Below are 26,309 nucleotides of genomic sequence, written 5' to 3' on the forward strand. Positions count from 1 at the left end.
GAGTGGAAAAGGCTGCGCCAGGCCGAAAAAGCCTCTGCTCAGATCACCGCCTGAATCTTATCCGCAGCATACATCAGCAATGACCCGCGCACGCGACCAAGTTCCGCGGTTCCTCGCGTATGGATACATAGATGCCGGCAATGGCCAGGTTTCAGATGGTTCACAAACAACCATCGTTTTATCCGCAAGTAGCGCAATACACACACGTGCGCATCGAACCAGTCGGCTCGAACCGTCCTGAACCCAGACACATCATCGCAGCGACCACATAACTGTAGTGGCATTGTAAGAGCTGCGTCGCCGTTATACTATGTAGCCTGACAAAGTGCTCAAGTGCTCAGCGTATAGCCGGAGCCAAAGTCCGGTTGCGCGTTTCAACCCGATGTATAAGTAGCCGCGGATCATGGAGCTTATCGTCGCCCTTGGCCTGATCGTTTTCAAGGTCGCGTTTCTGATTGCGATCTTGCTGCTGCTGCCCTTGCCGCTGACCTGGCTGGAACGCAAGATCGCAGGGCACATTCAGCAGCGGATGGGACCGATGCGCGTGGGGTGGCATGGGCTTCTGCAGCCGGTGGCGGACGGAATCAAGCTCTTGACCAAAGAGGACCACATCCCGGCCGAGGCCGATCGATTCCTGTTCAAACTGGCGCCAATACTGGCGCTCGCCCCTCCCTTTGTGGTGTTCGTCGCGATCCCCTTCGGCGAAAGCATCTCGGTCCTCGGCTCCGAGATCACGCTCTACGTCTCCAACATGAATGTGGCATTGCTCTTCGTCTTTGCGGTGATCGGGATCGAGGTCTATGGCGTCATCTTCGGTGGCTGGGCCGCTAACAGCAAATACGCGGTTCTCGGCAGCCTCAGGACCTGCGCGCAGATGATCAGCTACGAGATTCCGATGGGGTTCGCGGTGGTCGGGGTGGTCATGTTGGCGCAATCCATGAGCCTGCTCGACATCGTGCGGGCCCAAACCGATGTCTGGAACATCGTCTACCAGCCGGTCGGCTTCCTCGTGTTCTTCGTCGCCGGACTGGCCGAAGCGCAGCGTATTCCTTTCGATCTTTCGGAAGCGGAAGGCGATCTGGGCGCCGGCTTCCATACGGAATACAGCGGTATCCGCTTTGCGTTCTTCATGGTCAGCGAATATGCCATCGTGTTGCTGGTGTCGGTCCTGGTGGTGATCCTGTTTTTCGGCGGCTGGAACGGTATCCTAATCCCCTTGCCACCACTGCTCTGGTTTGTGGTCAAGGTGGCATTCTTCGTCTATGTGTTTATCTGGTTCCGCTTCACTTTCCCCCGCTACCGCTACGACCAACTGATGGCGATCGGATGGAAAGTCTTGCTTCCTCTGTCGATGGCGAACATAATTGTAACCGGTGTACTTTTAGGGGCCATGGCGGCTCCGTAGCGAGGCGGCGATGTCGCGCGCGCAGGACAAAGCTGGAAGATGGATCGGCTGGGCGTTCTTCGCCGATCTGGCGAACGGCTTGGCTCTGACCTTCGGCTACATGTTCTCCAAGCCGGTCACCATGCAATATCCGGACAAGGAAAAGTGGTTGCCCTATTCCCGCTATCGCGGGCATCACTTCCTGAAGCGTGATGAAGCAGGCGAGATCAAATGCGTGGCCTGCGAACTCTGCGCGCGGATCTGTCCCTGCGACTGTATCGAAGTCGTCCCCTACGAGGACGAGAAGGGCAACCGGCACCCGGCCAAATTCGAGATCGACACGGCTCGCTGCCTGTTCTGCGGGCTGTGCGAGGACGCCTGCCCAGCCGATGCAATCGCGCTCGGCCAGCAGTACGAATTTTCGAGTTTTTCCTCGCGTGACCTGGTGATCGGGCGCGACGACCTGCTCGCCAAGCCGGGCAAGGCGGCAACCGGCGGCGGCGTGGTTACCGCACGCCTGAACACAAAGAAGGACGTGCTCGTCGAGACGAAAGAGAAGCAGGGCTACAATTGGTGGCGGAATATCCGGCGAACGTGAACGCGCGCCATCCGTCAATCCGGAGCGCGCAGACAGGAGGCTCAGATGCTTGTCGGCGAAATCATGAAGAACAAGGGTGTCGGTGTCATCGCGGTTGCTCCCGATCAGACGATGTTGGAAGTCTTGAGGCTGTTTCGCGACAGCAATATCGGCTTCGTCGTCGTCGGCCAATCGAACGACGAATACCTGGGTTCGCTATCGGAGCGGGATTGCTGCAATGCGGTGGCGGAATACGGGTCCGAGGCGGCGTTGATGCGCGTCGCGGATGTCATGAACCGCAGTGTGGCGACCTGTTCGACACGAGATTTGCTACCCGTCGTGATGGGGATCATGACCCAGCGGCGTACGCGTCATGTGCTGGTTCTGGATGGAGGCGACGTTGTCGGCGTGCTCAGTATCGGCGACGTGGTTAAACATAGGCTCGAGGAAGCGCAGCGCACAGAGCAGGAACTGCAGGATTACATCTGCGGAACCAGGTATCACTGATGCCGCCAGCTTGATGTGAGGAGGCTAAAGCGCGTCGCATCAAATTTGATCCATGCGACGCGCTTTAGCCCTTTGTTTTTTTGCATGTCGTTATCCCGGAACCGCTGCACACTTCCGGGCGACACGCATTGGGGCAGGGCAGCTTGCGGGCGGCGCGGCGCCCCGACCCCAAATCTTCAGACCCCACGCCAGATCCGGCTCGTGCGGTCGACCTCAAGCGTGGCCTGCACCTTCCGGACCTCCACCGGGCATGGGTATTCACCCCGCCGCATCAGGCCGTTGAGACGCAAGGCTCTATAGTTTTCCGGAACGAAGACGAGGCCCTTGGGAAACCGCCCGTCGACCTTGAGCTGGGCCGTCAGTTCGCCCTGGGCGGAACGCACAATGACCTGATCGCCATCCGAAAGGCCAAGCTGTGCGGTATCCTGCGCGCTCATCGCGACATAGGGATCATTGGCGACCGTGTTCAGGATGTCCGACCGTTCGGAAAGATAGCCGTTGTGGAACAGGCAGTCCCCGGTGATCAGCATGAGCCGGTCGGCTGCTGGCGGGACGGGCGGCGGCGCAAAGAACCTGGCCGCAGGTGCCGTCGGCACCGCCTTGGTGAATGCGCCGTCGGCGCCAAGTCCGTCCTGCGTCAATCCCTGGTAGGCGGGAACAAACCGCGCAATCTCGTCGAAAATTTCGCCTTGCGTCGACGGCCGCAGTGCCTGGTTGCGAAGCGCCGCGACGAAGTCGAAGATCGCCAGATTGCTCCGCGCCTCGAAGGCGGGTTCGCGGAATTTGCGGACCTTCTGGATTCGGCCCTCGTTGTTGGTGAACGTGCCGGTTTCCTCGCCGTAACCTGCCGCGGGTAGGACGACCTCGGCAAGGCCCGCCGTATCCGTGAGGAAGGCGTCCTGCACGATCAGGAGATCGGCGGCGCCAAGCGCCCGCGACACGAAATCCCTGTCGGGATAGGCAATCAGGGGGTCGGTTGCGACGATGTAGAGAGCGCCCATTCGCCCGCCGACGCAGAGCTCCAGAATGGCGTCGAGATCCGCGCCGGGTTCAGACGGGATTTCGGCGCCCCAGTTCCGCGCAAGAGTTGTGCGCGCTACCTCGTCGGTTACCGCCCGCAGCCCCGGCAGAGCCGCCGGCAGAACTCCCATGTCCCAGGCGCCCATCTGGTTGGCACGGTCGAAGAGGAACTGCATCGCCAGGTCCTTGCCGAGCAGGCGCAGAGCCTGCAGCAGATTATTGATCTGCTGCAGCGTCGCGCTCGCTTCGGGTGATCTCAGGAGGTCGACGCTGACAAGCACGGTGACGCTGCGGCCGTCCTTGAGCGCCGCGGCCAGACGATCGGGCCCGTCAATTCCGGTTTCCACCGCTGACTTGCCGATTGCCGCGCCGATGCCCGCAAGAACGGTGCCCGGCAAGGCCTCACCAACTGCCGCTACGAGACCGGTCACCACCGCCGCAAGGCACGCCGCTTCTCCGCCCGGCGGCACGCGAACCACCACCCTGGCATCGGCATCCAGACGGGATGGCCGCGCCGAGAGCATGAGCAATCCGGTCTGCCGCCGCCGCACGCCATCCCGCAGCAGGTATTCGGTGACCGGGTTCTCCTCGGTGACGTTGCCGCCGACCACGAGCACACAGTCGTTGCCGATCACTTCGTCCAGCGGTGCGCGGCTGTTGAAGGCTGCCATTAGCGGGCCGAGCGTATCGAAGGGCGTGGACCAGCGTGACGAACAATCAATGCTGTTGGTCTGGAATGCCGTCCGCATCAGCTTCTGAAACTGATAGAGTATCTCGTTGGGTAGGCGAGGCGAGGCCAGCCCGCCGGCAGCCTTGCCCTCGACGGCCGACAGCCGCTGGCGCAGATAGTCCCCCGCTTCGTCCCAGGAAACCGAAACCAGGGTACCATCACGACGGATCATCGGTCGCTTGATCCGGTCCCGGCTCTCGACGAAATCGAGGCCGAAGCGTCCCCGTACGCAGAGCACTTCGCGGTTAAGCCCCTCGTCCCACTTCGAACGCACCCGCATGAACTCGCCCTTGCGCGTGCCCACCGTCAACTGACAACCGGTGCCACAATGCGGGCAGACCGTGTCGGTCTCGACCAGATCCCAGGGCCGCGCCTTGTAGCGATAGGGAAAGCTCATCAGCGCGCCGACCGGGCAGACCTCGACGCAATTGCCGCACTGGTCGCAGCTTGCGAGACTACCCTCGAAGCCGGTGACGGCGGTATCCATGCCTTTTTCGACGGTACCCAGGGCGACCGCGCCGACGACCTCCTCACACATCCGGACACAGCGCTGGCACTGGATGCAGCGGTTGACGTTCATGATGATGACCGGGCTGAGACGGATGTCCTCGGAATGGAAGACACGTTTGGGATCGTGAAACTCGCTTTTGCGAGGCCCGTAGGCCATCACCATGTTCTGAAGCTCGCATTCGCCGCCCTTGTCGCAGATCGGACAGTCGAGGGGGTGGTTGGCGAGCAGCATATCGAGCATGGAAGCGCGCGTTTCCTCGATCAGAGCTGTGTTCGCCCGCACCACCATACCCTCGGTGACGGCGGTGGCGCAGGACGGCTGCAGCCGCCGCTGCCCCTCGATCTCCACCAGGCACATGCGGCAGGAGGCCAGCGGCGGCAGGCGCTTCAGATAGCAGAAGGTTGGGATATCGATGCCCAAACGCCGGGCGGCCTGTAGCACTGTCGAGCCAGCCTCAACTTCCAGCGTTCGTCCATCGATCGTAATGCTAACCATACTTCCTCGCAGTCCTGTCGCGGTGCAGGCTTCAGTGAAAGGGGCACCTGTGCTCCTCGATATGGGCGACGAACTCATCGCGGAAATGCGCGAGTGCCGCCCGCAATCCCATCGCTGCGCCGTCACCCAAGGCACAAAACGTATTGCCGAAAATGCCCTTGCAGAGCATCTCCAGCTGCTCCAGATCGCCGGCAGCACCTTCCCCGGTCTCAATCCGGCGCAATACTTTTACGGTCCAGTTCAATCCTTCCCGGCACGGCGTGCACTTGCCGCAGGACTCATGATGGAAAAATTCGATGATCCGGGTCGCGACCTTGACCATGCAGGTCGAGTCGTCGATCACGATAACGCCAGCCGAACCGAGCATCGAACCGGCGGCAGCCAGCGAGTCGAAATCCATCCTCACTTCCAGCCCGTGCTCCGGTATGACCGGCGCTGAGACCCCGCCCGGGATCACCGCCTTGATTCTGCGTCCCGGCAGCACGCCGCCGGCGTGGTTCTCGACCAGTTCGCGCAGCGGTATGCCCATCGGCAATTCATAGAGGCCGGGTTTGTGCACCTGCCCACTGAGGCAGTAGAGCTTCGGGCCGGGGCTCTTGTCCGGGCCGATGCCCCGAAACCAGTCCGCCCCCCGCATAACGATATGCGGCACGCAAGCGAGCGTCTCGACATTGTTGATCACTGTCGGGCTGGCGTAGAGCCCCGCCACGGCCGGAAATGGCGGCTTCAATCGCGGCTGCGCCCGTTTGCCCTCGAGCGACTCGAGCATCGCAGTCTCTTCGCCGCAGATATAGGCGCCGGCGCCGCAGTGGATGTGTACGGCGAAATTGAAATCCGAGCCCAGAATGCGTTTTCCGAGATAACCCTTTGCGTGGGCCTCGGCGATCGCCTGCTCCAACCGACGGATCGCCGTCACATATTCTCCGCGAATGTAGACATAAGCGGTTTCGGCCCCAATCGCGTATGCACTTACCGCCAACCCCTCGATCAGCTGATGCGGGTCGCGCTCCATGATGATCCGGTCCTTGAACGTGCCCGGCTCGCCCTCATCGGCGTTGCAGCACAGATATGTCGGCTTGCCGGTCCGCTTCGGTACGAAACCCCATTTCATGCCCGTTGGGAATCCGGCACCGCCGCGACCGCGCAGGTTGGACCGTTTGACGAGATCAATAACCTCGTCGGGCGTGTATTCGCGAAGTACCGTGGCCAGAGCCTGGTAGCCTCCGCCGGCCTCGAAGGTGGAGAGCAGATGGCCATCCCGAACATCGACATTCTTGAGGAGGATCGGTTCGAACATGAGGCTATTCTCCCGGCGGTGCTGCTGAGGCGAGATCGGCACCAGTCGCTTGCCCCGCCTCCGTTCGCAACCTGTCGAGAAGCGCGTCGATTCGCGCGATGTCGAGGTCGCCGTGATAGTCGTCGCCGACCTGCATCACTGGAGCCATCTCGCAGGCGCCGAGGCATTCGACGGTCGAAAGCGTGAACAGCAGGTCCGGGGTGGTCTCGCCCTTCTTGATCCCGAGGACCTCCTCCAGATGCCTCAGCAGGTCCTCGGATCTGCACAGCATGCAGGAGACGTTGTCGCAAAGCTGCAGGTGAAACATGCCCACCGGTTCGGTATGGAAGAGCGTGTAGAAGGTTGCCAGCTCGTAGACCCAGATCCGCTCGACCCCGAGAATGTTGGCGACCTCCTCCAGCACCGGACCAGGCAGATGGCCATGCTCCCGCTGCGCGATCCGAAGCGCGGGCATGATCGCCGAGCGCTGGTCGGGATACCGCGCCGCCGCCTCTTCGATCTTTTCGCGCATGGCCATCACGTTCCAAATCCTCTGCTACTTGTCCACCTCGGCCATCACGGGGTCGAGGCTGCCGAGCACGGCGATCATGTCCGCCAGATAGCGGGCGTTGGTGACCCCGAAGAGGGCCTGAAGATTGACGAACGAGGGTGCCCGCACCTTCATGCGGAACGGTTTTGGCGAGCCGTCACTGATGATGTAGAAGCCAAGCTCGCCCTTTGGCGCCTCGATTGCCGAATAGACCTCGCCCTTCGGCACCTTGAAGCCGTAGGCCGACAGGTCGAAATGCTGGATCAGCGCCTCCATCGAGCAGTGCACCCGATCCTTGTCCAGCGGGAAGGCGATTGTCGGCATATCGATCTGGAACCGCCCCTCAGGCATCTGGTCGATGCATTGTTCGATGATCCCTATGCTTTCGCGCATCTCGTCGACGCGGCATCGCCAGCGTGCATAGCAATCGCCCTCGTCACGGGTGATGACGTTGAAATCCAGCCGGTCGTAGATCTCGTAGGGCTCATCGCGCCGGATGTCCCAGTCGACACCGGACGCACGCAGGTTCGGGCCGCTGAGGCCGAGATCGACAGCATCCTCGGCGGAGATCACGCCGATCCCCTTCGTGCGATTGAGAAACACCCGGTTATCTTCGAGCAGTCGCTCATAGTCGCGGATCCGGTTCGGGAAGATGTCGCAAAACTCCCGGATCTTCGGGAAGAATTCGTCAGGCAAGTCCTCGCGCACTCCGCCGACCCGGCAGAACGAGGTGTGCATGCGCGCACCGGTGATCATTTCCAGGAGGTCCATGATCATTTCACGTTCGCGCATGACGTAAAGCAGCGCGGTCATGGCGCCGAGATCCATCGGCAAAGCGCCCGTGATCAGGAGGTGACCGGAGATCCGTGACAGCTCGGCCATCATCACGCGGATATATTGCGCCCGGATCGGTGCTTCTATGCCGAGGAGTTTCTCCACTGCCAGCGCGAACGCAAGGTTGTTCGAGGGCGGGCAGAGATAGTCGAGCCGGTCCGTCAGCGGGAAAATCTGGGTATAGGTGAAGCTCTCCGCCAGTTTTTCGGTGCCGCGATGGAGGTAGCCGATATGCGGATCGACGCGCTCGACGAATTCGCCGTCCAGTTCGAGGACGAGCCGAAGAACCCCATGGGTGCTGGGGTGCTGCGGACCGAGGTTGAGAAGCACTTCCCTGGTATTGAGCGCTTCGCCCTCAGGCCTGCTGAGTTCGGTGACTTCAGTCATCTCAACGGTCCGGCGTCGAACGGCCTCCCCTACGGAATGTCCCTGGTGGCAAGGTCGGGCTGCGTTGGCGGCGGACCTTCGGCACCGAAGGGGTTCAACTTGTCCCTAAAGCCCCTGAGGGGGAAATCCTTGCGCTGAGGAAAGCCCTCGAAGCCTTCCCACATATAGATCCGGCGCAGATCGGGATGTCCCGTGAACCGGATGCCATACATGTCCCAGGCCTCACGCTCATGCCAGTTGGCGGTGCGCCAGACTCCCGTGACCGAAGGCACTTCAGGGGGATCGCCAAGGCGGCACTTGATGCGGACCCGCCGCCTGTTGGGCAGCGAATAGAGATGGTAGACCGCCTCGAACCGCGGCATTTCGGGATAATGATCGACCCCGCAAACGTCCGAGAGGAAATTGAATTGCAGCGCCGGATGCTCTTTCAGGAACCGGCAGAACTCGACGATCCTCTCCGGCGGAACGGCAAAGGCCTCGATGCCGTGCGCAGTGCCGAGGTCCTCGATTGTTTCTCCGAAGCGCTCCATGATCGGAGCGCGATTGAGGGACGGCTCCGCACTCATGATGCTATAACCCGATCCAGAGGCGTGCCGGCGAGTGCCCGCGACCTCTTGATCTTTTCTTGAAGCAGAAGGAAGCCGTGCATCAGCGCCTCAGGCCGGGGCGGACAGCCAGGCACATGTACATCGACGGGCACGAAGGTTTCCGATCCCTGCACCACGGCGTAGGTGTTGTAGACCCCGCCCGAAATAGCGCAGGTGCCCATTGCGATCACCCAGCGTGGTTCCGGCATCTGGTCATAGAGCCGCCGCACGACGGGCGCGAATTTCCGTGTCACGGTGCCGGCGATGATCATGACGTCGGATTGTCTCGGCGAAGGGCGGAACACGACACCGAACCGGTCGAGATCGTAGCGGGCGCAACCGGCGGAGATCATCTCGATGGCGCAGCAGGCGATGCCGAAGGTCTCCGGCCACAGCGCCGATCTGCGGCTCCAACTGATGATGCTGTCAGCCGTGGTGAACAGCACGCTGTCGCGGATCGCGTTGTTTACGCCTCCCATTCCAGCGCTCCTTTCAGCCAGGCGTAGGCGAAGCCCACGAGAAGCAGCACCATGAAGACGATCATTTCGATATAGCCGACCAGCCCGATCTCTTTCAGGACGACAGCCCAGGGAAAGAGGAACATCGCTTCGACATCGAAAACGACCAGCAGGATCGCGAGAATAAAGAACGGTACCCTGAAGCGGCCCGCCGACGCCTCGCCCGCGGCGTCCATGCCGCATTCATAGGGCATGTTCTTGGCGGGATAAGGATTGGATGGGCGCAGCAGCGAGGAGACGAACAACGTCACCCCCGTCACCAGAACGACTCCGGCGACCATGAAAAGAACCGGCAAGAATTCCATTGCAGTCATGTCACTGCACCGGTCGCCCATCGACCTCATCCCGATCGGGTAAATCGGTCACGCCGCGGCGCGACTTGGGCAATCCTTCCTCTGCTTTCAAGTCTATTCCGTCGGTGTGATCATTGCAAATCCAATCGCTCACCCGCCAAATACCGAATCTTGGGCAAGCTTCAGAAACCACGACGGAAACAGGCCGATGCCGATCGTGCCGGCAGCGGTGACGGCGAGTGTCGCGCCGACCAGAGGCGTCAGTGCCGGGGCGAACGCCCTCTTAGGCTCGCGCATGTAGATCACCATCACGATGCGGATGTAGAAATAGGCGGCGACGGCGCTGAGCAGTACTGCGATAACCGCAAGCATGACGAAACCACGCTCGACAAGGGCGACCAGCACGTAAAACTTGGCGAAGAACCCGGCCGTCGGCGGAATGCCGGCCAGCGAGAAGAGATAGAGCAGCATCAGAAGCGCCAGCCCCGGATGCGACTTGGCGAAACCCGCATAGTCGTCGATGACCTCGCCCGAGAAATCGCCGTTCCGCATCATGATGACGGTGCCGAAAATGCCGAGATTCATGAACGCGTAGATCAGCAGATAGAGCATCACGCTGGCGATCCCATCGGCGCCGCCGGCGGCCACGCCGAAAATGGCGAAGCCGGCATGAGCGATGCTGGAATAGGCCAGGAGGCGCTTGAAATTATCCTGGACCAGCGCGACGAAACTGCCGAGCGCCATCGTCGCCACCGCAATGACGGCGACGATGATCCAGACGTCCGAGGCTGCGACCAGAGGGTTGAGGAACACCCGCAGGATAACCGCGAACCCTGCCGCTTTCGGGCCGACCGACATGAAGGCGGTGATCGTCGTCGGCGCGCCTTCGTAGACGTCCGGAACCCACATATGGAACGGCACCGCGCCGACCTTGAAGACCAGCCCCGCGACAATGAAGACGACCGCCAGCAGCAATCCGGGATCGAGCGGATCGCCGGTCACCGCTGCAGCCATCGCGTCCAGTTGCGTGGTGCCGGTCAGCCCGTAGACCAGCGAAACGCCGTAAAGGAAAATCCCGGTCGAGACCGCGCCAAGGATCACATATTTCAGCGCCGCTTCGTTCGATCGCCGCTCTCGCCGCAGGAAGCCGGTCAGCACATAGGTACAGAGCACCACCAGTTCGAGGCCCACATAGATCGACAGGAGATCGGTGGCCGACGCCATGATCATCATTCCCGAAAGCGCGAAGAGCAGCAGGACATAGTATTCGCTGCTGCCGATCCCTTCGACATCCGCATATTTTCGCGAGAGGAGGAATGTCAGAACCGTGGCCAAATAGAACACGAACTTGAAGAAGACCGCGAAGCGGTCGGCGACGAACATGCCCGTGTAGGCCGGCCGCACCTCGCCCGCCAGCATCAGTGTTGCCAAGGCGGCAAACAGCACGATGGCAACGGACGCCGAGACAAGGAAATATTCCTGTCTCTTTGGCACAAACTGTCCGAGGATCAGCAGGATACAGGCCCCTGTGATCACGATGATCTCGGGCAGGCTCGCAAGGACCGACTGGAGAAGCGCAGCGGCGGTCATTGGCCGCTCTCCTCACCGTGCACCTGCGCCAGCAGATGTTTCGCCGAGGCATCGATGATGTTGAGGAAAGGTTTTGGATAGAGCCCGACCCAGAGCACGAAGACGCTCAGCGACAGGATCGCAGCGAGCTCGCGGGCGTTTACGTCACGCATCTTGAACCGGGCGCTGACGCTCGCCGGACCAAGCGCGACTTTACCATACATGCCAAGCAGATAGGCCGCGCCCAGCAATGCGCCCAGAGCGGCGGCCGCGCCGACGGCCGGGTTGGCTGCAAACCCGCCGGACAGCACGAGCAACTCGCCCACGAACGAATTCGTTCCCGGCAGCGCCATCGACGACAGGATGAACAAGGCAAGAAAGGCGGTATAGACCGGTGCTGCCTTCATCAGCCCGCCATAATCGGCGATGCTGCGGGTGTGGGTCCGCTCGTAGATCAGGCCGACGAACAGGAACAACGCGCCCGTTGTCACGCCATGATTGAACATTTGCAGGATACCGCCCTCGAGCCCGCGGAGGTTCAGCGCGAAAATCCCCATCGTCACGAAGCCCATGTGGCTGATGCTGGAATAGGCCACCAGCTTCTTGAGGTCGTCCTGCGCCAGCGCAAGCAACCCGCCATAGACGATCGCAAGTGCCGAAAGCGAAAGCATCAGGGTGGAATAATACACTGACGCCTCCGGCAGCATCGGCAGCGAGAATCGCAGGAAGCCGTAGGCGCCCATCTTCAGCAGTACTCCGGCGAGGATGATGCTGCCCGCTGTCGGCGCCTGCACATGGGCGTCCGGTAGCCAGGTGTGGACCGGGACCATCGGCACCTTGACCGCGAAGGCAACCAGGAAAGCGAAGAACAGCCACGACTGGACCCGGAACGGCAAATCCTGTGCTGTCAGAGCGAGAATGTCGAAGGTCTCGCCGCCGCTGAAATAGAGCACGATGACGCCGACCAGGAACAGGACGCTGCCTGCCAGCGTGTAAAGGAAGAACTTGAAAGCCGCATAGACCCGGCCGTCGCCGCCCCAGACGCCGATGATCAGGTACATCGGGATCAACATCGCTTCCCAGAAGACGTAAAACAAGAACAGGTCGAGTGCGCAGAAAACCCCCAGCATCAGCGCCTCCATGGCCAGCAGACTGACCATGAATTCCTTCACCTTGCGGTCGATCGCGACCCACGAGGCGAGCACGCAGGTCGAGCCCAGCAGCGCGGTCAAGAAAACGAAGAGCGCACTGATTCCGTCGATGCCAAGCGCATAGGTGATCCCGAGCGCAGGAACCCACGGGCGCGTCTCGGTAAACTGCATCGCGTGGGTCGTGGTGTCAAAACCGACCAACATAGCGATGCAGAGAGCAAGGTCGAGGACGGTGACACCCAGCGCCATCCACCGCACAGCAGCGTCGCTGCGCAGAAACATCAGAACCGCTGCCCCGGCGGCGGGTGTGAATATGATGAGGCTGAGTAGCGGTAACCCCATGGGACCCCCTACCGCCACGCCACGGCGAAGATGGCGGTGGCCGCGATCACACCGACGATCATCGCCAGCACGTAATGGGTCACGACGCCGGTCTGGAGTTGCCGGAGCCGCCCGCCGCCGCGCAGGATCGAGCGGGCAACGCCGTTCACGATGGCGTCTACCACGGTGAGATCGATCCGCAGTCCCGCCCGTGCCGCCCCATACAGCAGGGGTAGCGCCGCGGTTTCGGACACCCCGCTCACCGCCTTCTCGTAGCGCGCCAGCGGTCGTTCGGCGAACCACATGAAGACCCGTCCGCCCTTGCGATAGAACCAGTCGGTGTCGATGCTAATGGTGTTTTCCGGGTCGAGCGCCCGCAGGAACAGCACGAACCCGAAGGCAGTGAACATCAGCAAGCCGAGGCTCTCCGTGACATGGAGGCCAGTGTAAGGTTCGAAGTCGACCGGATAGGGCAGAAGCGCATAAAGCGGCTGCGGGAACACTCCGATCGCAATGCAAAGCACCGCCGCCATTCCCATGGCGGCCAGCATGTTGCGCGGCGGCTCCCGCGCCTCCAGTTTCCGGTCCGTGCCGAAAAACATGTAAAACGGCAGCTTCAAGCCCGTGTGCAGGAAGGTCCCCGACGATGCCATTGTCAGCGCCAGCACCACCAGCGCCCGATGATCCTGTCCGGCGGCGGCGATCACCATCGATTTGGTGACGAAGCCCGAGAAGAAGGGAAATGCCGAGATCGCGAAGGCGCCGACCATGTAGAGCGCCACCGTCAGCGGCATGGTCTTGTAGAGCCCGCCAAGCTCGGTCAGCTTGCGCCGGCCGGTGACGTAGATCACCGCCCCGGCACCCATGAACAGAAGCGCCTTGTATAGGATATGCGCAAAGGCATGGCTGGTGGCGCCGTTGACAGCCATCTCGGTCCCGATACCGACGCCCGCCACCATATAACCCACCTGGCTGACGATGTGATAGGCCAACAGGCGCCGGCAGTCGTTCTCCAGTACTGCATAGATGACGCCGTAAAGCGCCATCGCGATGCCGAGCCAAACGAGAAGCTCGGTTCCCGGAAACGCGCGCGCCAGCACATAAACGGCGGTCTTGGTGGTGAAGGCGCTCATGAATACCGCCCCGGTGACGGTTGCCTCAGGGTAAGCGTCGGTCAGCCAGGCGTTGAGCGGCGGCACGGCGGCGTTCAGAAGGAACCCGGCAAGGATCAAGTAGGCGCCGGCGCCCATCCCCCCGCCGATCGGGTCTAGGAGTAGCGAGCCTGTTGAAAGCCCGTAGAGAATGATGCCGCCAAGCAGGACGACGCCGCCGGTGATATGGACCATGAGATACCGGAACCCGGCGCTGATCGCTTGCCGGCCGCCCTGTGCGAAGACCAGATAGGCAGAGGCAAACGCCATGCCTTCCCAGAACAGGTACAGCGTCAGGTAGTCGCCGGCGAATACCACGCCGAGCGCGCTCCCGACGTAGACGAACGCAGCGACGTGCTGGCCGGGGCGAGGCAAGTGCAGCGCGTAGACCGTTCCAATCAGGGCCATGATGGTGAAAACCGTGGCGAAGACGCTGCTCAGCTTGTCGACCTTCGCGACTTGGATTTGCTGCCCGAGGAACGACGCCGCGCCGTAGTTGCCCGGCTGCATCGTAACCACGGCGAGGATCGCCAACGCCGGGATCAGCAGCAGATAAGCCTTGCGGATCGATCCTCTGAGGAATGGGATCGGCAGAGCGCCGAGAATGAAGAGCAGGGCCGGATGGATGAAGTCAGTCATAGTAATCCTCGCGCCGCATCAGCCCAGCCCGATGGCCGAGAAACTTGGAAACGAAGATGAGCAGCACGCAGGAGCCGAAGCCGTAGACGGCCGACCAGCCCGGCAGGCGGTCCCACAGGTATTCGGCGTGTTCGCGGGGAACGAGAAAGTCGGCGATCACGATAACAACGAGCGCCAGATAAAACAGCCGGCGCCGCTGATGCGCATATATTTCGGCACCAAAGAAATCGACCACGCGCTTGATCATCTGACCACTCCGTCCGCCAAGGTGAGGAAATAGCCGGGGAAGATGCCCATCAGCACCGACAGGATGGCGGTCGCGACCAGCGGGATGGTGACCATCGGAATTTCCCGAACCGTCGCGGGGCCCTCCTGTGCCTCAGTCCCGAAAAAGGCGAGATAGCTGATTGGCAGGAAATAGGCGGCGTTCAGGACCGAACTTATGAGGAGCACGATCAGGAAGGGGATTTCCCCCGCCTCCACCGAACCCCGTGCCAGATACCACTTGCTGACGAAGCCCGCGGTCAGCGGCATCCCGATCATGCTGAGCGAACCGATGAGGAACGCCCCCATCGTCCAGGGCAGCCTGCGGCCGATCCCAGCCATATCGCTGATGTTGCGCTTGCCAGACGCGCAATAGATTGAACCCGCGCAGAAAAACAGTGTGATCTTGGAGAACGCATGCGCCGCGATGTGAACGATCCCGCCGACCATCGCGACCGGCGACAACAGAACCGCGCCCAGCACGATGTAGGAGAGTTGGCTGACGGTCGAATAGGCGAGCCTCGCCTTCAGGTCGTCCCGCGTGAGGGCGTAGATCGATGCCGTGAGGATCGTGAATGAAACCAGATAGGCCGTGGCGATGCCGAGGCCCAGCTTCCCCACCAGCTCGACGCCGAAGACATGGAAGACCACGCGCAGCACGCAGAACACGCCCATCTTGACCACGGCCACCGCATGCAGGAGCGCGCTGACCGGTGTCGGAGCCACCATCGCGGCAGGCAGCCAGGCGTGCATCGGCATCACCGCGGCCTTGGCGAAGCCAAAGAGATAGCAGAAATAAACGACCGTCAGCAGCAGCGCCGAGGCATCAGCTCCCGCCAGCAGCCCGCCCCTCACAAAGTCGAGCGACCCCGCAATGTGGTAGGTCAGCGCCAGCGCGGCGAGCAGCACGCTTTTCGACGCGCCCATCAGATAGACGAGGTACTTGCGGCTGCCCGTCCATCCTTGCTCGTCCTCGTGGTGGTAGACGAGGGGATAGGTAACGAGACTGAGCACCTCGTAGAAGATCACCAGCGTAAACAGATTGGCGGCGAAGGCACCCCCGGCGGCGGCGGCCAGACTGCTGGCGAAGCAGGCGAAGAACCGGGTCTGCGCATGCTCGTTCAAGTGCCGCATGTAGCCGATGGAATAGATCGCGGCCACGATCCACAGCAGCGACGAGACGGTGGCAAACACCATGCCGAGCGCATCGACCCGGAAAGCGAAGTCAATCCCCGGCAGGATCTCGAACAGGCGCAAATCGATCGTCCCGCCAGCCAGCACGGTGGGTGCCATCGAGGCGACAATCGCGAACATGACGATTGCGGCCAAGGGCGAGACGATATCGCGGAGTTTCTCGCGGTTGTTCAGAAGGAGAATCGCAAGGGCCGCCATGCCTGCGACGGCAACGGCAAGCAGCGGCCGGATCGATATCACCGGGTCCAAACCGCTATCCTTTCATCATGGTCACGTCGTCGACCTTGAGGGTGGACTTGTTCCTCACGAGGGCGACCAGGATACCGAGGGCGACGGCAACCTCCGCCGCGGTGATTGCGATGACGAAGATCGCGAAGATCTGCCCGCGGAAATCGTCGTAGTAATGCCCGAAAGCGATGAAGTTGATGTTGACGGAGTTGAGCAAAAGCTCCAGCGACATGAGCACCACCAGAATGTTGCGCCTGATCAGTACGCCCGCTGCTCCGATCACGAACAGGACCACTCCAAGCACAATATACCACGAGAGCGGAACCATCAGTCCTGCTCCTTCCGCGCCAGCACGATGGCGCCGACCAGGGCCGCCAAAAGGATCACGGAGGCGATTTCAAACGGCAGGAGATAGTCGGCGAAAAGTGTCGTGCTGAGCTGCCTGATCTGATCGCCGCCGCGCATGGCGACAGGTTCGATGACCGAAAAGCGGTCGCTCCAGAGCACCAGCACCAGCATCTCGAGCCCAAGCACGACGACCAGCACCAGAGCCAACAGGTTGCCGCCCGGCAAGAACCGCTGCAACACCGCTTCGCGCACATCGATCATCATGATCACGAACAGGAACAGGACCATGATCGCGCCGACATAGACAAAGATCTGGATAACCGCGAGGAACGGCGCCTCGAGCAAGACGAAGATGGCCGAGATATTGAGGAAACACGCCATCAACGCCAATGCGCTGTGAACCGGATTCCGCGCCAGGACCACCGTCAGAGCGGTGACCACGGACACCGTAGCGAACAGAAGAAAGAACCCCTGATCCATCGACGCCGCCCCTCCGGCGCGAACTGTCACTCGGCGCGAGACGGCCGGCTATGAGATCGTGCCGCAACTTCAGATGCGTTCATAAATTGTGCCCTAGTATGAGCTTTTTCACAAGGTTATTGTCATCGGCGGAGCGATACCAGGCCAGCCTTCGCGGCCATTGACGGCGGCTTGGGCGAAGCGGGCCGGCAGGGGCAGGCTGGCATCGGAACCTGCAATCGCCAGCCGGCCATCGCGCACTGTCGCCTTCAGCAGGTTCATCGGCGGAGCGCCGCGCCGCCGGCGCCCTTCTCGCTACAGCGATTCTTGCTGGTCCCGCTGCCGCCGATAAGACCAAGATTGACTTCTGGTTCGGCAATTCCGGTGACATCGCAAAGGATCCCGACCCGGAACTCGATGCGATGCTCCGGAGGCACGCCGATATTGCGCTCGACCATCGCCGTCGGCACCTCGATCGCGCAGCGCACGGCGTCGACGGCGCTGCGAAACTCGATGAGGCTTCGATCGCCGGTGGGCTTGACGATACGGCCATTGTGCACGGCGATTGTCGGATCGACCAGGTCGCTGCGCAGGGTTCTCAGCCGCGCCAGGATGCGATCCTCGTCCGCACCGGCGAGACGGCTTTAGCCGACTACATCCGCGACCAGGATCGCCGCCAGTTTTCGCGTCACGCTCGTAGCCTCAGTTCCTCATCGGACCAAAATAGCACAGTGTGACCGGCAGCGGCGCTAATCTTCGTCTTTTAGAGAAAAGGCGAACACGTAATCGCCGTTGTCCTTGGAATATGGCGCTCCGCCAACCGAGATCACCACATATTGCTTGCCGGTTTTCGGCGAGACGTAGGTCATGGGCGTGGCGCTCGAGCCGACCGGTAGGGGATATTTCCAGAGCTCATCGCCGTTCTCGGCGTCGTAGGCGCGGATGTAATAATCCTGGAAGCCGGCAAAGAAGACGACGCCGCCGGCGGTCGCCGACGTGCCGGCATAACTCGGCAGGCCCATTGGCATCGGCAGATTGGTTTTGATCTTAAACGGCCCGAGCTGTTCGGCGGTCCCGGCCGGGACCTGCCATGCGATCTTGCGTGTGTTCAGATCCACGGCTGTGACGGTGCCGAAGGGCGGCTGCGTGCAGGGAACGCGGAGTCTCGAGGTCCACATTTCGGTGGCCATGCCGTAAGGCGTGCCGCGCTGCGGGGCGGAGGGGCCGTGAGCGGTCGTGGTTAGGGCAAAATCGACATACTCCCCGCGGGGAATGAGTGCGAAGAGGCTGGGCACGCGGATATCGTTCAGGAAGACCCGGTTGTTGGGCAGGTCGACCGACACGCTCCCCCAATTGAGGCCGCCAAGATTTCCCGGCTGCTGGATCGCATATTGCGGGCCGATCGGGGTGAAATCGCCGTCGTAGCGCATTTTTCGAAAGGCGATGCGGCATGCTAACTGATCGAACATCGTCAGTCCCCAAGCCGTCTGCTCCGTCACCCGTTCCGCACCGATCGTCGGCATGCCGACGGAATAGGGCTGCGTCGGAGACAGCTTCTCTTCCGGTGCGCCGCCTTCCTGCGGCACTGGTCTCTCCTGAACCTCGGCAAGGGGTACACCGCTCTGACGGTTGAGCAGGAAAAGCTGCCCGCGTTTGGTGGTCTGTAGGAGAGCCGGCACGGTGGCGCCATTGCCATCGGGCAGGTCGAGCAGAACCGGCTGGGCCGGCAGGTCATAGTCCCAGATATCGTGATGCACGGTCTGGAACTTCCATCTCTCCCGTCCCGTCGTGACATCGAGCGCCACCAAAGTGGCATTGTATTGATCGGCGAAAGCCGGGCGATTGACGCCGTAATAATCCGGGGTGGTATTGCCGAGCGGTGCATAGATGAGGCCGAGCTTGTCGTCGAATGCCGCAGTCGTCCACATGTTCGGCGTGGCCCGCGTATAGGTCTGGCCCTCCGGCGGGAGTTTGGTGATCTCGGGATTGCCGAGATCCCATGCCCATTCGAGTTCGCCGGTGACGACATTGAAGGCGCGGATGACGCCCGAGGGTTCTCCAACCTCCTGATTGTCGATGACCCAGCCTCCGACGACGATCAGATTACGGGCAATCAGCGGGGCCGATGTCTGGAAATAGTAACCTGACTTGACTTCACCCATGCCCTGGGAAAGCCGCACGGTGCCATTGTCTCCGAAGCCCTTGCAGAACGCGCCGGTCTTGCTGTCGATCTCCAGGAGGCGGGCATCGATCGTCGTCTGCACCAGACGCTCATTGCAAAGACCGTCGGCTGATTGGGCCTCCGATGGCATCTTGTAGTAACCGAGGCCGCGGCAGCGCTGCCAGTACGGCGCCGCCGCCTTCGGATCGAAGGTCCAGCGCGGTTTGCCCGTATCTGCGTCAAGCGCTGCGATCACGTCCGTCGGCGTGCAGGTGTAGATCGTGTCGCCGATCTGCAGCGGCGTGTTCTGGTCGGCGCCATCGCTTTTCCCGGTGCGATATGTCCAGGCAAGATCGAGCTTGGCAACATTGCCGCGGTTGATCTGATCGAATGGGGAGTAGCGATCCCCGGCCGTGCTGCGGCCATAGGATGTCCAGTCGGAGGGGGAGTTGTTGCCCTTGGCAGTCTTATAGGCGGGGATATCGGCGGAAGGGCGGATCAGCCCATGCGGCGTGAAAGCAAGGCTGAACCCCGCCGCGAGCAGGATCGCCGCAAGCAAAGTGCCGCCGTAAAAGAGCTTCCGGTTGGCGGTTGGCGACAGCGACGGCGCAAAGAGAAGTGCAAAGCCCGCCAGTGCGATGGGGGACATCAAACGCGCAAAGAGCGCCCAAAAATTGAAACCCGACTCCCATAGTGCCCAGGGAAGGGTGAGAGCTGCGACAAGCAGGACAATGAGGGCGCCAGACATCTGCCGGCGCCACAGCAGAAGCGCGGCAGCCAGATAGGCAACCCCGCCGATCGCGTAATAGGGCGAGCCACCGAGGCTGAGCAGCAGGGCGCCGCCTCCTATCAGGCCCAATCCGATAAAGGCGAGAACAATCAAAAACAGCCTGGCCAGAAATTTCATGGTTTCCTCATTTGAATTCGCTGCCCGATCGCCTGGTCCAACTCCAACCGTCGCATGGCGCCGCGGAAAGTGCAGGGCGATTGGGTTGTGGTCAGTTGCCTCGTCTTCGGGAGAGGGGCGCTCTCTCCTTCAATTTTTCCTAATGTAGCTCTGGTCACTGACACGCGGTCCCGACCCGGCAATCATGCCGCCGCTGCGCTGCGGCGACAGCTTGCCAATCCAAATCGAGTCAATACTTCTGAAAGGGCCACAGATGTTTCTCGGCGAAAAGCTTGATCTAGCGAAAGGGCGACCGACAGGATTCGATTATATGCGATTACTGTTAGCTTTTTCAGTACTTTGGATACATACGGCCCGCGTCACATACGGCGATGACCTGTTTCTCTGGGAGTCGCCTTTCCGTCCTGTCATCAAATCAGTGCTGCCGATGTTCTTCGTCTTGAGCGGATTCCTAGTGGCTGGCAGTCTTGAACGGTCGAAGACATTGATCTCCTTTCTCGGCAACCGATTTATCCGGATCTACCCTGCCCTTGCGGTGGAGGTATTGCTGGCAGCCTTTATACTCGGAGCGATCTATACAGAGTATGACCTAAGTGACTATTTCACCGATCCTCAGTTCTTTACTTATCTGCTGAATGTCACAGGCCACATCCACTTCAATCTCCCCGGTGTATTCCTGGATAATCCCGACGCCGCAATGGTCAATGGGCAGCTCTGGACGGTGCCCTTCGAGCTTGAGTGCTATGCCGCGATCGCCGCCCTGTTTCTGCTCGGCGTGGTCAGGCGGCGGGTGATCGCCCTTATCGCAACGCCGGCTTTGATCATCAGCTTCGGTATCGCAAGGTATTGGAAACATGAGAGCGATTGGGCAACCATGCCCACGACCGCGTCGGGCAATCTGCTCATCTGCGCGTTTCTCATGGGGGTGACCTTCTATCTCTACAAGGACAAGGTTCTCTGGGATGTGAGAATTTTCCTTGCTTCGGCCACAATCATATTATGGGCCTATTGGTTCACTTCCTTTGGAGATTTCATTGCCATTCCGGCAATCGGATATGTCACGGTCTTCCTCGGCCTGACCTCGCCCCGCAAGCTTGGCATTCTCAGTGGGGCCGACTATTCCTATGGCGTTTTTCTCTACGGCTATCCCATTCAACAGGCGTTCGTAGCGCTCGGATCTTGGGCGCATAACTGGTGGTTGAACGGCATTGTCTGTAGCATCCTTGCGACCTGCTTTGCCGCCTTCTCGTGGAGATTCATCGAAAAGCCGGCGTTGAAATTGAGGAAACAAGTTACTTGGCTTGAAAATTTCAGCCTCCAGCGCGGCGCAAAACGGCAATTGGCCGCCGCAGTCTCGAAATAGCCTTATCGATGCAGGACATCAGCAGGGCTCGCCATTCACCGGCGAGCCCTGTTTCGTTGAACCGTGGTCGATTGTCGGGGGAGGCTCATCACTCTGTCGTGGTAAGGAGGAGGCTTACTGCACATGATGACGTGCATTAATCTTGCTGCATGCCGCAAACATCTCTTGGTTTCGGACGATAGAGCGTCCCTGTCGGATGAATAGCCGAATATTCTGCGCTTGGTTCGGTCGGCTTACTGAGCGTGTTTTAGGAATATTTTAACAATAATAGATAAAATACTTTAATCGAACTTCGCTTCGACTTTGAGCTTTTGCCATGTCATTGAGGCAGCCGGCGGTTTAAAGGAGATGTGAAGAGAGGAGCGGGTTAATGCTGAAGAGCGCGCTTGTCGTGGTTGCCATCTCCATCGCTGCTGGAGCGACCATTCGCGCCTGGGCCTTTGCAACCTTTGCATTTCTGCTGGTCGTTGCCTTGGGTGCTGTGATCCTGCTGAAAGGTTCCTCCTTCTCGGATGCGATCGCCTACTGCCTCCAAGCGCTTGTCTTGATGGAAGTGAGCTATCTGGCGGGTCTATTCGCCTACTCGTTGTGGGAGCATATGCGAAAGCGCCGGAAAAGGAACTCTGTTGCCGAGCGCGATCCTATGACCGGCAAGCGCCCCCACGGATAATGCTACGAGTATGAGGGAAAACCGAACGACCCTACAGGTCCGTCTTGGGCAGTAAAGCGTGCCTGGAAAGCAGGGCCGCCATAGTCTTTGCCATTATCATGAAATCCAACGTGAGTGTCCAATTGCGCAGATACTCGACGTCGAGGAAAACTCTATTCTGATAACTGACGTGTTCGCTGATCTGCCAATGACCGGTCAGGCCAGGACGGACTGCGACGTAGGCATAGGCGTGTTCGCCGTAATGGGGCAGTTCCTCTTTGGCAATGGCGCGAGGCCCGACGAGGCTCATCTGCCCAAGCAGCACGTTGATCAGTTGCGGAAGCTTGTAGAGGCTCGATCGCGTCAGGATGTCACCGACGATAGCCGCATGCAGGCTGGGCGTTGCGTCTGATCGTGTCGTCCGAAACTTGAGGCAACCGAACTCTTTTCCCCTATAGCCGATAAGCCGATGGGATTTGAAAACGGCACCCCGATCGCTGAGCATTATAATGACTGCTCCCGACAGAAGGAGCGGCGACAGAAGAAATAAAAGAGATGCCGCAATGACAAAGTCTAACGCGCGCTTCAAAATTCTGCTGATTGTATGGGATTTTGACGAATTGAAGGGACGCCCTTCCTTCCGCACCCCGGTGCTACGCCGCCAAAGGTCAGCTGGGTTGATGCCCTGATTTTTTCCCGCCATCCGCGTCTCCGTTGGGCGAATCCCAGAAATACCATCCGAAGCTTGATTCAATACAAGTTTGACGTCTGTGACCGAGGTCATAATGGTGAATAAATTCTTTATTTCCCAAAGTTCTTCTTTTAAAGCTTTACGATACTGTTTGCTTTTTGGATATATAAACGAAATATTATTAATTAATGAAAGTGGACGATATTATTCTATAGATCCAATCTTTCGTTCAGTGATTGTCATAAATCGTATAAAAATCCGGTCGTGGCTTAAAATAATCGATGAGTTAGAATTAAATTTGCATTATATTGTATATTTATGTGAGCATTAGTCACTAGTTGTATATAAATCAAGATGAATACTTTATATTATTGTAATTTGACTATAAGAGATAACGAGACTGGTGCATGCGCGGCGCGAATAGGCGAAGCGGTTACTTCAGGGCCTGCAGATATCATATACGGCGGCCGTGGTGATCTGGATCACGAGTTCCCGTTTTGCCGTTCGAGTGTTCGATAGTTTCGACGGGGTGAGGTGATTGGCTGCGCCGGGGACGCCATCGACATGTTCGCCTGCGTCCAGCGCGGAATGGTGAGCGCAAGCACGCCGCTTGCCGATGGACAGGAGTTCATCGTGGAGATGATCCCAAAAGGCGGCTTGATCGGCGAATTGAAGGTGTTGCGCAAGCAATCCCTCAGCCTGGAATATCGCGCCTCATCGGACTGCGAACTGCATTACTTCGATGGTCGTTTGCTGCGGGATTTGTGTGCGAACGATCCGCAATTTCAGGTGAAGCTCCTGTCGAAGGCGCTGGCGCGTGTTTCCGAACTCGAACTGCGGATCATTTGCAACGCTGGATCGAACCTGAGGCAGAGATTGGCCCGGACGCTGCTGCGCCTTTCTGCCGTGTACAAAGTGGATGCACAACATAGCGGCGATGAGCTGATCATCTCCCAACATGACCTGGCGGCGACGCTGCCGGCGTCGCGCGAAAAGGTCAATCAATGCCTGCGGCGTTTGCGCGAAAGCAAAGTGGTCGACGGCATGCAGGGCAAAGTCCGTATTCTCAATCGGAAGGCGCTGGAAGCCTACGCCGATGGTGTGGCGTCCATTGCTTGAGGGCGCCTCGACGAATGCGGCAGCGAAAGCCTCGACAAAACCCGCCTCGGCGGGGCTTGTGTTTGACGGCGGTTGAAGCGGCTTCCCGATAATAGTGGTTAGACGTCGCTTTCGGAGGCATTCTTCCAGTATTTCCATCCTTCACCCTGAATAAGCCCGTGATCGGAGAGATCCTTCCAGCTGCGGTAGGTGCCCGTATCGTCGTAGACGAAATCATCCTTGTCCTTGCTCGAGGAATATACCGCATATTCCTCCGTGTGCTGGGAGCGGTGCGCGGCATCGGCAACCTTGTGAACGAAGGTCGACAGGAATTTGAAATGCAGAAGGGCGCCGGATACGCCGAGCGCTCCGCGCATGTCGCCCAAATTCAGGGAGAGCGGCCAGACCTGGTGCGATGATTTGAGAAAAAGACGTTCACCTTCGATATAGACGAGAGGGATCTTGTTGAGCGCGGGACCATCCCAGAGCCGGTCATGGAAATAGACCCGGCCGCGGACGCCGCCCTTGATCCATATCGTCCAGTTGCGTTCGTCGAAATGCGCGACATAGCCGGACCGGTCGAAGAGATTGCAGACCTCGAGCGGATTGCGGCCGGGTTCGCATATGTTTTCGAGAACGGGATGCCGGCTGTACATGTCGATCATCACCGAGCGCAGCGAATGACCGCCGGTGGAATCGATATAGGCGGTCAGTTGATCGATCGGTCGTGTGTCGCAATGCGGATAAACCAGGAACTCATCGGCGTCGACATAGAGGACCCATTTCTGCTGGCAGTGCCGGTTGATGACTTCGTTGATCCAGTCGTTTCCAAATCTCGCCGCCTTGTAGGATCCGTGAGCAGAAAGAAGGGAGACATCGTCGAAGCCGGACAGCAATTCGGCTGTGCCGTCTGTCGAGCCGTTGTCGATGCAGATGAAGTGCTCGAAGCCGAGATCGCGATAATACTGGAGGAAAAATGCCAGCCGGTGCCCTTCGTCGCGCATGACGCAAATGACGACGTGACGCGCCTGCTTGAGCCCGTTGCGCAGCAGGTCGTAGCGAACCTGCCGAGCCTTGAGCGAGCGGCGCAGGCGGGCTTTTGCGTAATGCGAGATACTGGTGGCGGAAGCCCTATAACTCATATTCTGTCCTGACCATTATCCATCCTGCAATGAATAGATGAATAGTTGCGCGTCCGCCTGCAACCCAAGGGTCGACCGCGATGCCGAGATCAGTCCCGCGGCTATTCACCCCCAGGCGGACCTCAATGCATCACACGGCGTAATCGCCAACCAGCAGGCTCTGGACCCGCGGATTGGGTCCGTTCGCCTCGATTGCGTGTTTGATGCGCGCCCGCATCGACCGGTACTTATACAGGGCCTTACGATCGAAGCTTATCCCGCGATACAGCGAGTTATAAATCGGATGTGCTTTGCGCAAGTCGACATAGACTTGGCTTTCCCGATCGGTCCAGGGAAAGAAGGTGCCATGCCAAGGCTTCGGATGCGCCATATAATGGACGATCGACAGGGCGGACATGTTGACCAGATGAAGGAACTGTTTAGGAAAGTTCCAGCGGTTCGATACGAGGATGAGCGATGACCCGCAGACATAATTCAATGCGCCCTGATCATGTTTGCCCTCGCAGGCCTCGGGATTTCTAGCAAAAAGCTCAAGCGCCTCCTGCCCGATCCAGCCTTTGCGGTGGAATTTCAAGACCCCCGCGTTGAAATAGTGGCTGTTCTTTCCGGTGTCGAGGAAGTCATGGATCGCCGTGTAATCGCGCGCCGCAAAAAACCTGCCCTCGGGCACAACCGCATTTTCGAGCCCGCCGAGATCGCTGACTATCTGCGTGTCGCCATCGAGGTAGATGATCTGGGTATAGTTGGCAGGCAGGATCTCGCACAGGACCAGCTTGGCCATGGTGCTGACGCTGATACGTCCCTGGAAGTGCGATCCATCGAGCTTGCCGAGCGAGTCCTGCAGCGCTTCGGTCGCATCGATCAAGTCGACCCCGCTCGTAGCCAGTAGGGCTTTGAGTTCGTCGAAATTATCGAGATGTTCCGACATGAGGACACAGACATCGGTCGCGGGGCTCGCGAATTTGCGAGCCTGCAGCGCTGAGAGAATTGTCGGAAATGAATATTCGACATCCGTGACGTAGACGACGCACTGATTGTTCATGTCTTCACCTTTCCGATCGTTTTTAACAGCACAGAATCGCTGTCGCCCTCCAAGTCGAGGGAACAGTTGTTGATTGAGCGGAAGGGGCTGTCGTATGAAAGCCCGGTCCGGTATATATTGCCGCGACACAGCCTCGGTCGTTGGCTGGTCGGCGTCCGGCTGCTGGCGGTTTTCGTGTGTTTCATTGTTGAGATATTCACCATGAAGAATGCCCTGCCTGCGACGACGCTGCGTTTGGATATCTTCTCCCCCGGCACGACAAT

23 protein-coding genes and 3 pseudogenes are annotated in these 26,309 nt (G+C 59.7%); 6 read left to right on the forward strand and 20 right to left on the reverse strand.

Annotated features, from left to right (window positions below):
• Window positions 1-403 precede the first annotated feature (403 nt).
• From nuoH to C4N04_RS16495, 3 genes are read left to right on the forward strand one after another with little or no spacing between them, the layout of a single operon-like run.
• Window positions 404-1,405: an NADH-quinone oxidoreductase subunit NuoH gene (gene nuoH, locus C4N04_RS16485; RefSeq protein ID WP_077994905.1), complete on the forward strand. Its 1,002-nt coding sequence runs from the start codon at window positions 404-406 to the stop codon at window positions 1,403-1,405.
• A gap of 10 nt (window positions 1,406-1,415) precedes the next feature.
• On the forward strand, window positions 1,416-1,982 hold the full coding sequence (locus tag C4N04_RS16490) for an NADH-quinone oxidoreductase subunit I (RefSeq protein ID WP_077994904.1): 567 nt from the start codon (window positions 1,416-1,418) through the stop codon (window positions 1,980-1,982).
• Window positions 1,983-2,027: 45 nt separating this feature from the next.
• Window positions 2,028-2,468 carry a CBS domain-containing protein gene (locus C4N04_RS16495; protein WP_106796553.1) on the forward strand — a complete coding sequence of 147 codons (441 nt, stop codon included), beginning with the start codon at window positions 2,028-2,030 and terminating at the stop codon, window positions 2,466-2,468.
• Window positions 2,469-2,644: 176 nt separating this feature from the next.
• On the opposite strand, the gene nuoG is transcribed toward C4N04_RS16495, so the two are convergent.
• From nuoG to C4N04_RS16580, 17 genes and pseudogenes are all read right to left on the reverse strand, one after another.
• On the reverse strand, window positions 2,645-5,224 hold the full coding sequence (nuoG, locus tag C4N04_RS16500) for an NADH-quinone oxidoreductase subunit NuoG (protein ID WP_106796554.1): 2,580 nt from the start codon (window positions 5,222-5,224) through the stop codon (window positions 2,645-2,647).
• Between the two features lie 31 nt (window positions 5,225-5,255).
• On the reverse strand, window positions 5,256-6,521 hold the full coding sequence (gene nuoF / locus C4N04_RS16505) for an NADH-quinone oxidoreductase subunit NuoF (protein ID WP_077994902.1): 1,266 nt from the start codon (window positions 6,519-6,521) through the stop codon (window positions 5,256-5,258).
• A 4-nt stretch (window positions 6,522-6,525) separates the two neighbouring features.
• Window positions 6,526-7,038, reverse strand: a complete 513-nt coding sequence (gene nuoE, locus C4N04_RS16510) for an NADH-quinone oxidoreductase subunit NuoE (RefSeq protein WP_010056746.1) — start codon at window positions 7,036-7,038, stop codon at window positions 6,526-6,528.
• An 18-nt stretch (window positions 7,039-7,056) separates the two neighbouring features.
• Window positions 7,057-8,271 (reverse strand): NADH dehydrogenase (quinone) subunit D, encoded by a 1,215-nt coding sequence (gene nuoD, locus C4N04_RS16515; protein WP_077994901.1) that lies wholly within the window; start codon window positions 8,269-8,271, stop codon window positions 7,057-7,059.
• Between the two features lie 29 nt (window positions 8,272-8,300).
• Window positions 8,301-8,837, reverse strand: a complete 537-nt coding sequence (locus C4N04_RS16520; RefSeq protein WP_009989232.1) for an NADH-quinone oxidoreductase subunit C — start codon at window positions 8,835-8,837, stop codon at window positions 8,301-8,303.
• Window positions 8,834-9,337 (reverse strand): NADH-quinone oxidoreductase subunit B, encoded by a 504-nt coding sequence (locus C4N04_RS16525; RefSeq protein ID WP_003582024.1) that lies wholly within the window; start codon window positions 9,335-9,337, stop codon window positions 8,834-8,836. Before C4N04_RS16525 ends, C4N04_RS16520 begins: the two co-directional genes overlap by 4 nt.
• Window positions 9,325-9,690 carry an NADH-quinone oxidoreductase subunit A gene (locus tag C4N04_RS16530; RefSeq protein ID WP_038692760.1) on the reverse strand — a complete coding sequence of 122 codons (366 nt, stop codon included), beginning with the start codon at window positions 9,688-9,690 and terminating at the stop codon, window positions 9,325-9,327. Before C4N04_RS16530 ends, C4N04_RS16525 begins: the two co-directional genes overlap by 13 nt.
• Before the next feature lie 129 nt (window positions 9,691-9,819).
• On the reverse strand, window positions 9,820-11,259 hold the full coding sequence (locus C4N04_RS16535) for an NADH-quinone oxidoreductase subunit N (protein ID WP_077994900.1): 1,440 nt from the start codon (window positions 11,257-11,259) through the stop codon (window positions 9,820-9,822).
• Complete coding sequence (locus C4N04_RS16540; protein ID WP_106796555.1) at window positions 11,256-12,731, reverse strand: NADH-quinone oxidoreductase subunit M; 1,476 nt, start codon at window positions 12,729-12,731, stop codon at window positions 11,256-11,258. Before C4N04_RS16540 ends, C4N04_RS16535 begins: the two co-directional genes overlap by 4 nt.
• An 8-nt stretch (window positions 12,732-12,739) precedes the next feature.
• Window positions 12,740-14,500: a Na(+)/H(+) antiporter subunit D gene (locus C4N04_RS16545; RefSeq protein WP_106796556.1), complete on the reverse strand. Its 1,761-nt coding sequence runs from the start codon at window positions 14,498-14,500 to the stop codon at window positions 12,740-12,742.
• Complete coding sequence (locus tag C4N04_RS16550; protein ID WP_077994897.1) at window positions 14,493-14,747, reverse strand: hypothetical protein; 255 nt, start codon at window positions 14,745-14,747, stop codon at window positions 14,493-14,495. The genes C4N04_RS16545 and C4N04_RS16550 overlap by 8 nt, the downstream gene beginning before the upstream one ends.
• On the reverse strand, window positions 14,744-16,207 hold the full coding sequence (locus tag C4N04_RS16555; RefSeq protein ID WP_077994896.1) for a monovalent cation/H+ antiporter subunit D family protein: 1,464 nt from the start codon (window positions 16,205-16,207) through the stop codon (window positions 14,744-14,746). Before C4N04_RS16555 ends, C4N04_RS16550 begins: the two co-directional genes overlap by 4 nt.
• 4 nt (window positions 16,208-16,211) lie before the next feature.
• The gene (gene nuoK / locus C4N04_RS16560) at window positions 16,212-16,514 is read right to left on the reverse strand and encodes an NADH-quinone oxidoreductase subunit NuoK (protein ID WP_038690941.1); all 303 of its coding nucleotides are present in this window, start codon (window positions 16,512-16,514) and stop codon (window positions 16,212-16,214) included.
• Window positions 16,514-17,014, reverse strand: a complete 501-nt coding sequence (locus C4N04_RS16565) for an NADH-quinone oxidoreductase subunit J (RefSeq protein WP_009996280.1) — start codon at window positions 17,012-17,014, stop codon at window positions 16,514-16,516. Before C4N04_RS16565 ends, nuoK begins: the two co-directional genes overlap by 1 nt.
• A 150-nt stretch (window positions 17,015-17,164) precedes the next feature.
• Window positions 17,165-17,287, reverse strand: a pseudogene (locus C4N04_RS16570) (sugar ABC transporter ATP-binding protein); the annotation flags it as partial.
• A 92-nt stretch (window positions 17,288-17,379) separates the two neighbouring features.
• Window positions 17,380-17,685 (reverse strand): annotated as a pseudogene (locus tag C4N04_RS16575) (adenylate/guanylate cyclase domain-containing protein); the annotation flags it as partial.
• A gap of 57 nt (window positions 17,686-17,742) precedes the next feature.
• Window positions 17,743-20,061, reverse strand: a complete 2,319-nt coding sequence (locus C4N04_RS16580) for a membrane-bound PQQ-dependent dehydrogenase, glucose/quinate/shikimate family (protein WP_077994895.1) — start codon at window positions 20,059-20,061, stop codon at window positions 17,743-17,745.
• A gap of 253 nt (window positions 20,062-20,314) precedes the next feature.
• Between C4N04_RS16580 and C4N04_RS16585 the strand changes: the two genes are divergently transcribed.
• A complete protein-coding gene (locus tag C4N04_RS16585) occupies window positions 20,315-21,424 on the forward strand; it encodes an acyltransferase (protein ID WP_077994907.1) in 1,110 nt (369 codons plus the stop codon).
• 370 nt (window positions 21,425-21,794) lie between these two features.
• A complete protein-coding gene (locus tag C4N04_RS16590; RefSeq protein ID WP_009996210.1) occupies window positions 21,795-22,094 on the forward strand; it encodes a hypothetical protein in 300 nt (99 codons plus the stop codon).
• 31 nt (window positions 22,095-22,125) lie between these two features.
• Here the strand turns inward: C4N04_RS16590 and C4N04_RS16595 are convergent, their stop codons facing one another.
• A complete protein-coding gene (locus C4N04_RS16595; protein ID WP_009996208.1) occupies window positions 22,126-22,776 on the reverse strand; it encodes a sugar transferase in 651 nt (216 codons plus the stop codon).
• Between the two features lie 342 nt (window positions 22,777-23,118).
• Here C4N04_RS16595 and C4N04_RS16600 point away from each other — a divergent pair.
• A pseudogene (locus C4N04_RS16600) lies at window positions 23,119-23,883 on the forward strand (Crp/Fnr family transcriptional regulator).
• A gap of 98 nt (window positions 23,884-23,981) precedes the next feature.
• On the opposite strand, the gene C4N04_RS16605 reads toward C4N04_RS16600, so the two are convergent.
• Both C4N04_RS16605 and C4N04_RS16610 read right to left on the reverse strand, forming a co-directional pair.
• The gene (locus C4N04_RS16605) at window positions 23,982-25,004 is read right to left on the reverse strand and encodes a glycosyltransferase family 2 protein (RefSeq protein ID WP_077994894.1); all 1,023 of its coding nucleotides are present in this window, start codon (window positions 25,002-25,004) and stop codon (window positions 23,982-23,984) included.
• A gap of 130 nt (window positions 25,005-25,134) precedes the next feature.
• Entirely contained in the window at window positions 25,135-26,046 is a 912-nt protein-coding gene (locus C4N04_RS16610; RefSeq protein ID WP_077994893.1) for a glycosyltransferase, read from the reverse strand.
• Window positions 26,047-26,309 lie beyond the last annotated feature (263 nt).

Origin of the sequence: Rhizobium sp. H4, from assembly GCF_003013335.1 — a bacterium.
Taxonomy (GTDB): Bacteria; Pseudomonadota; Alphaproteobacteria; order Rhizobiales; family Rhizobiaceae; genus Rhizobium; species Rhizobium sophoriradicis.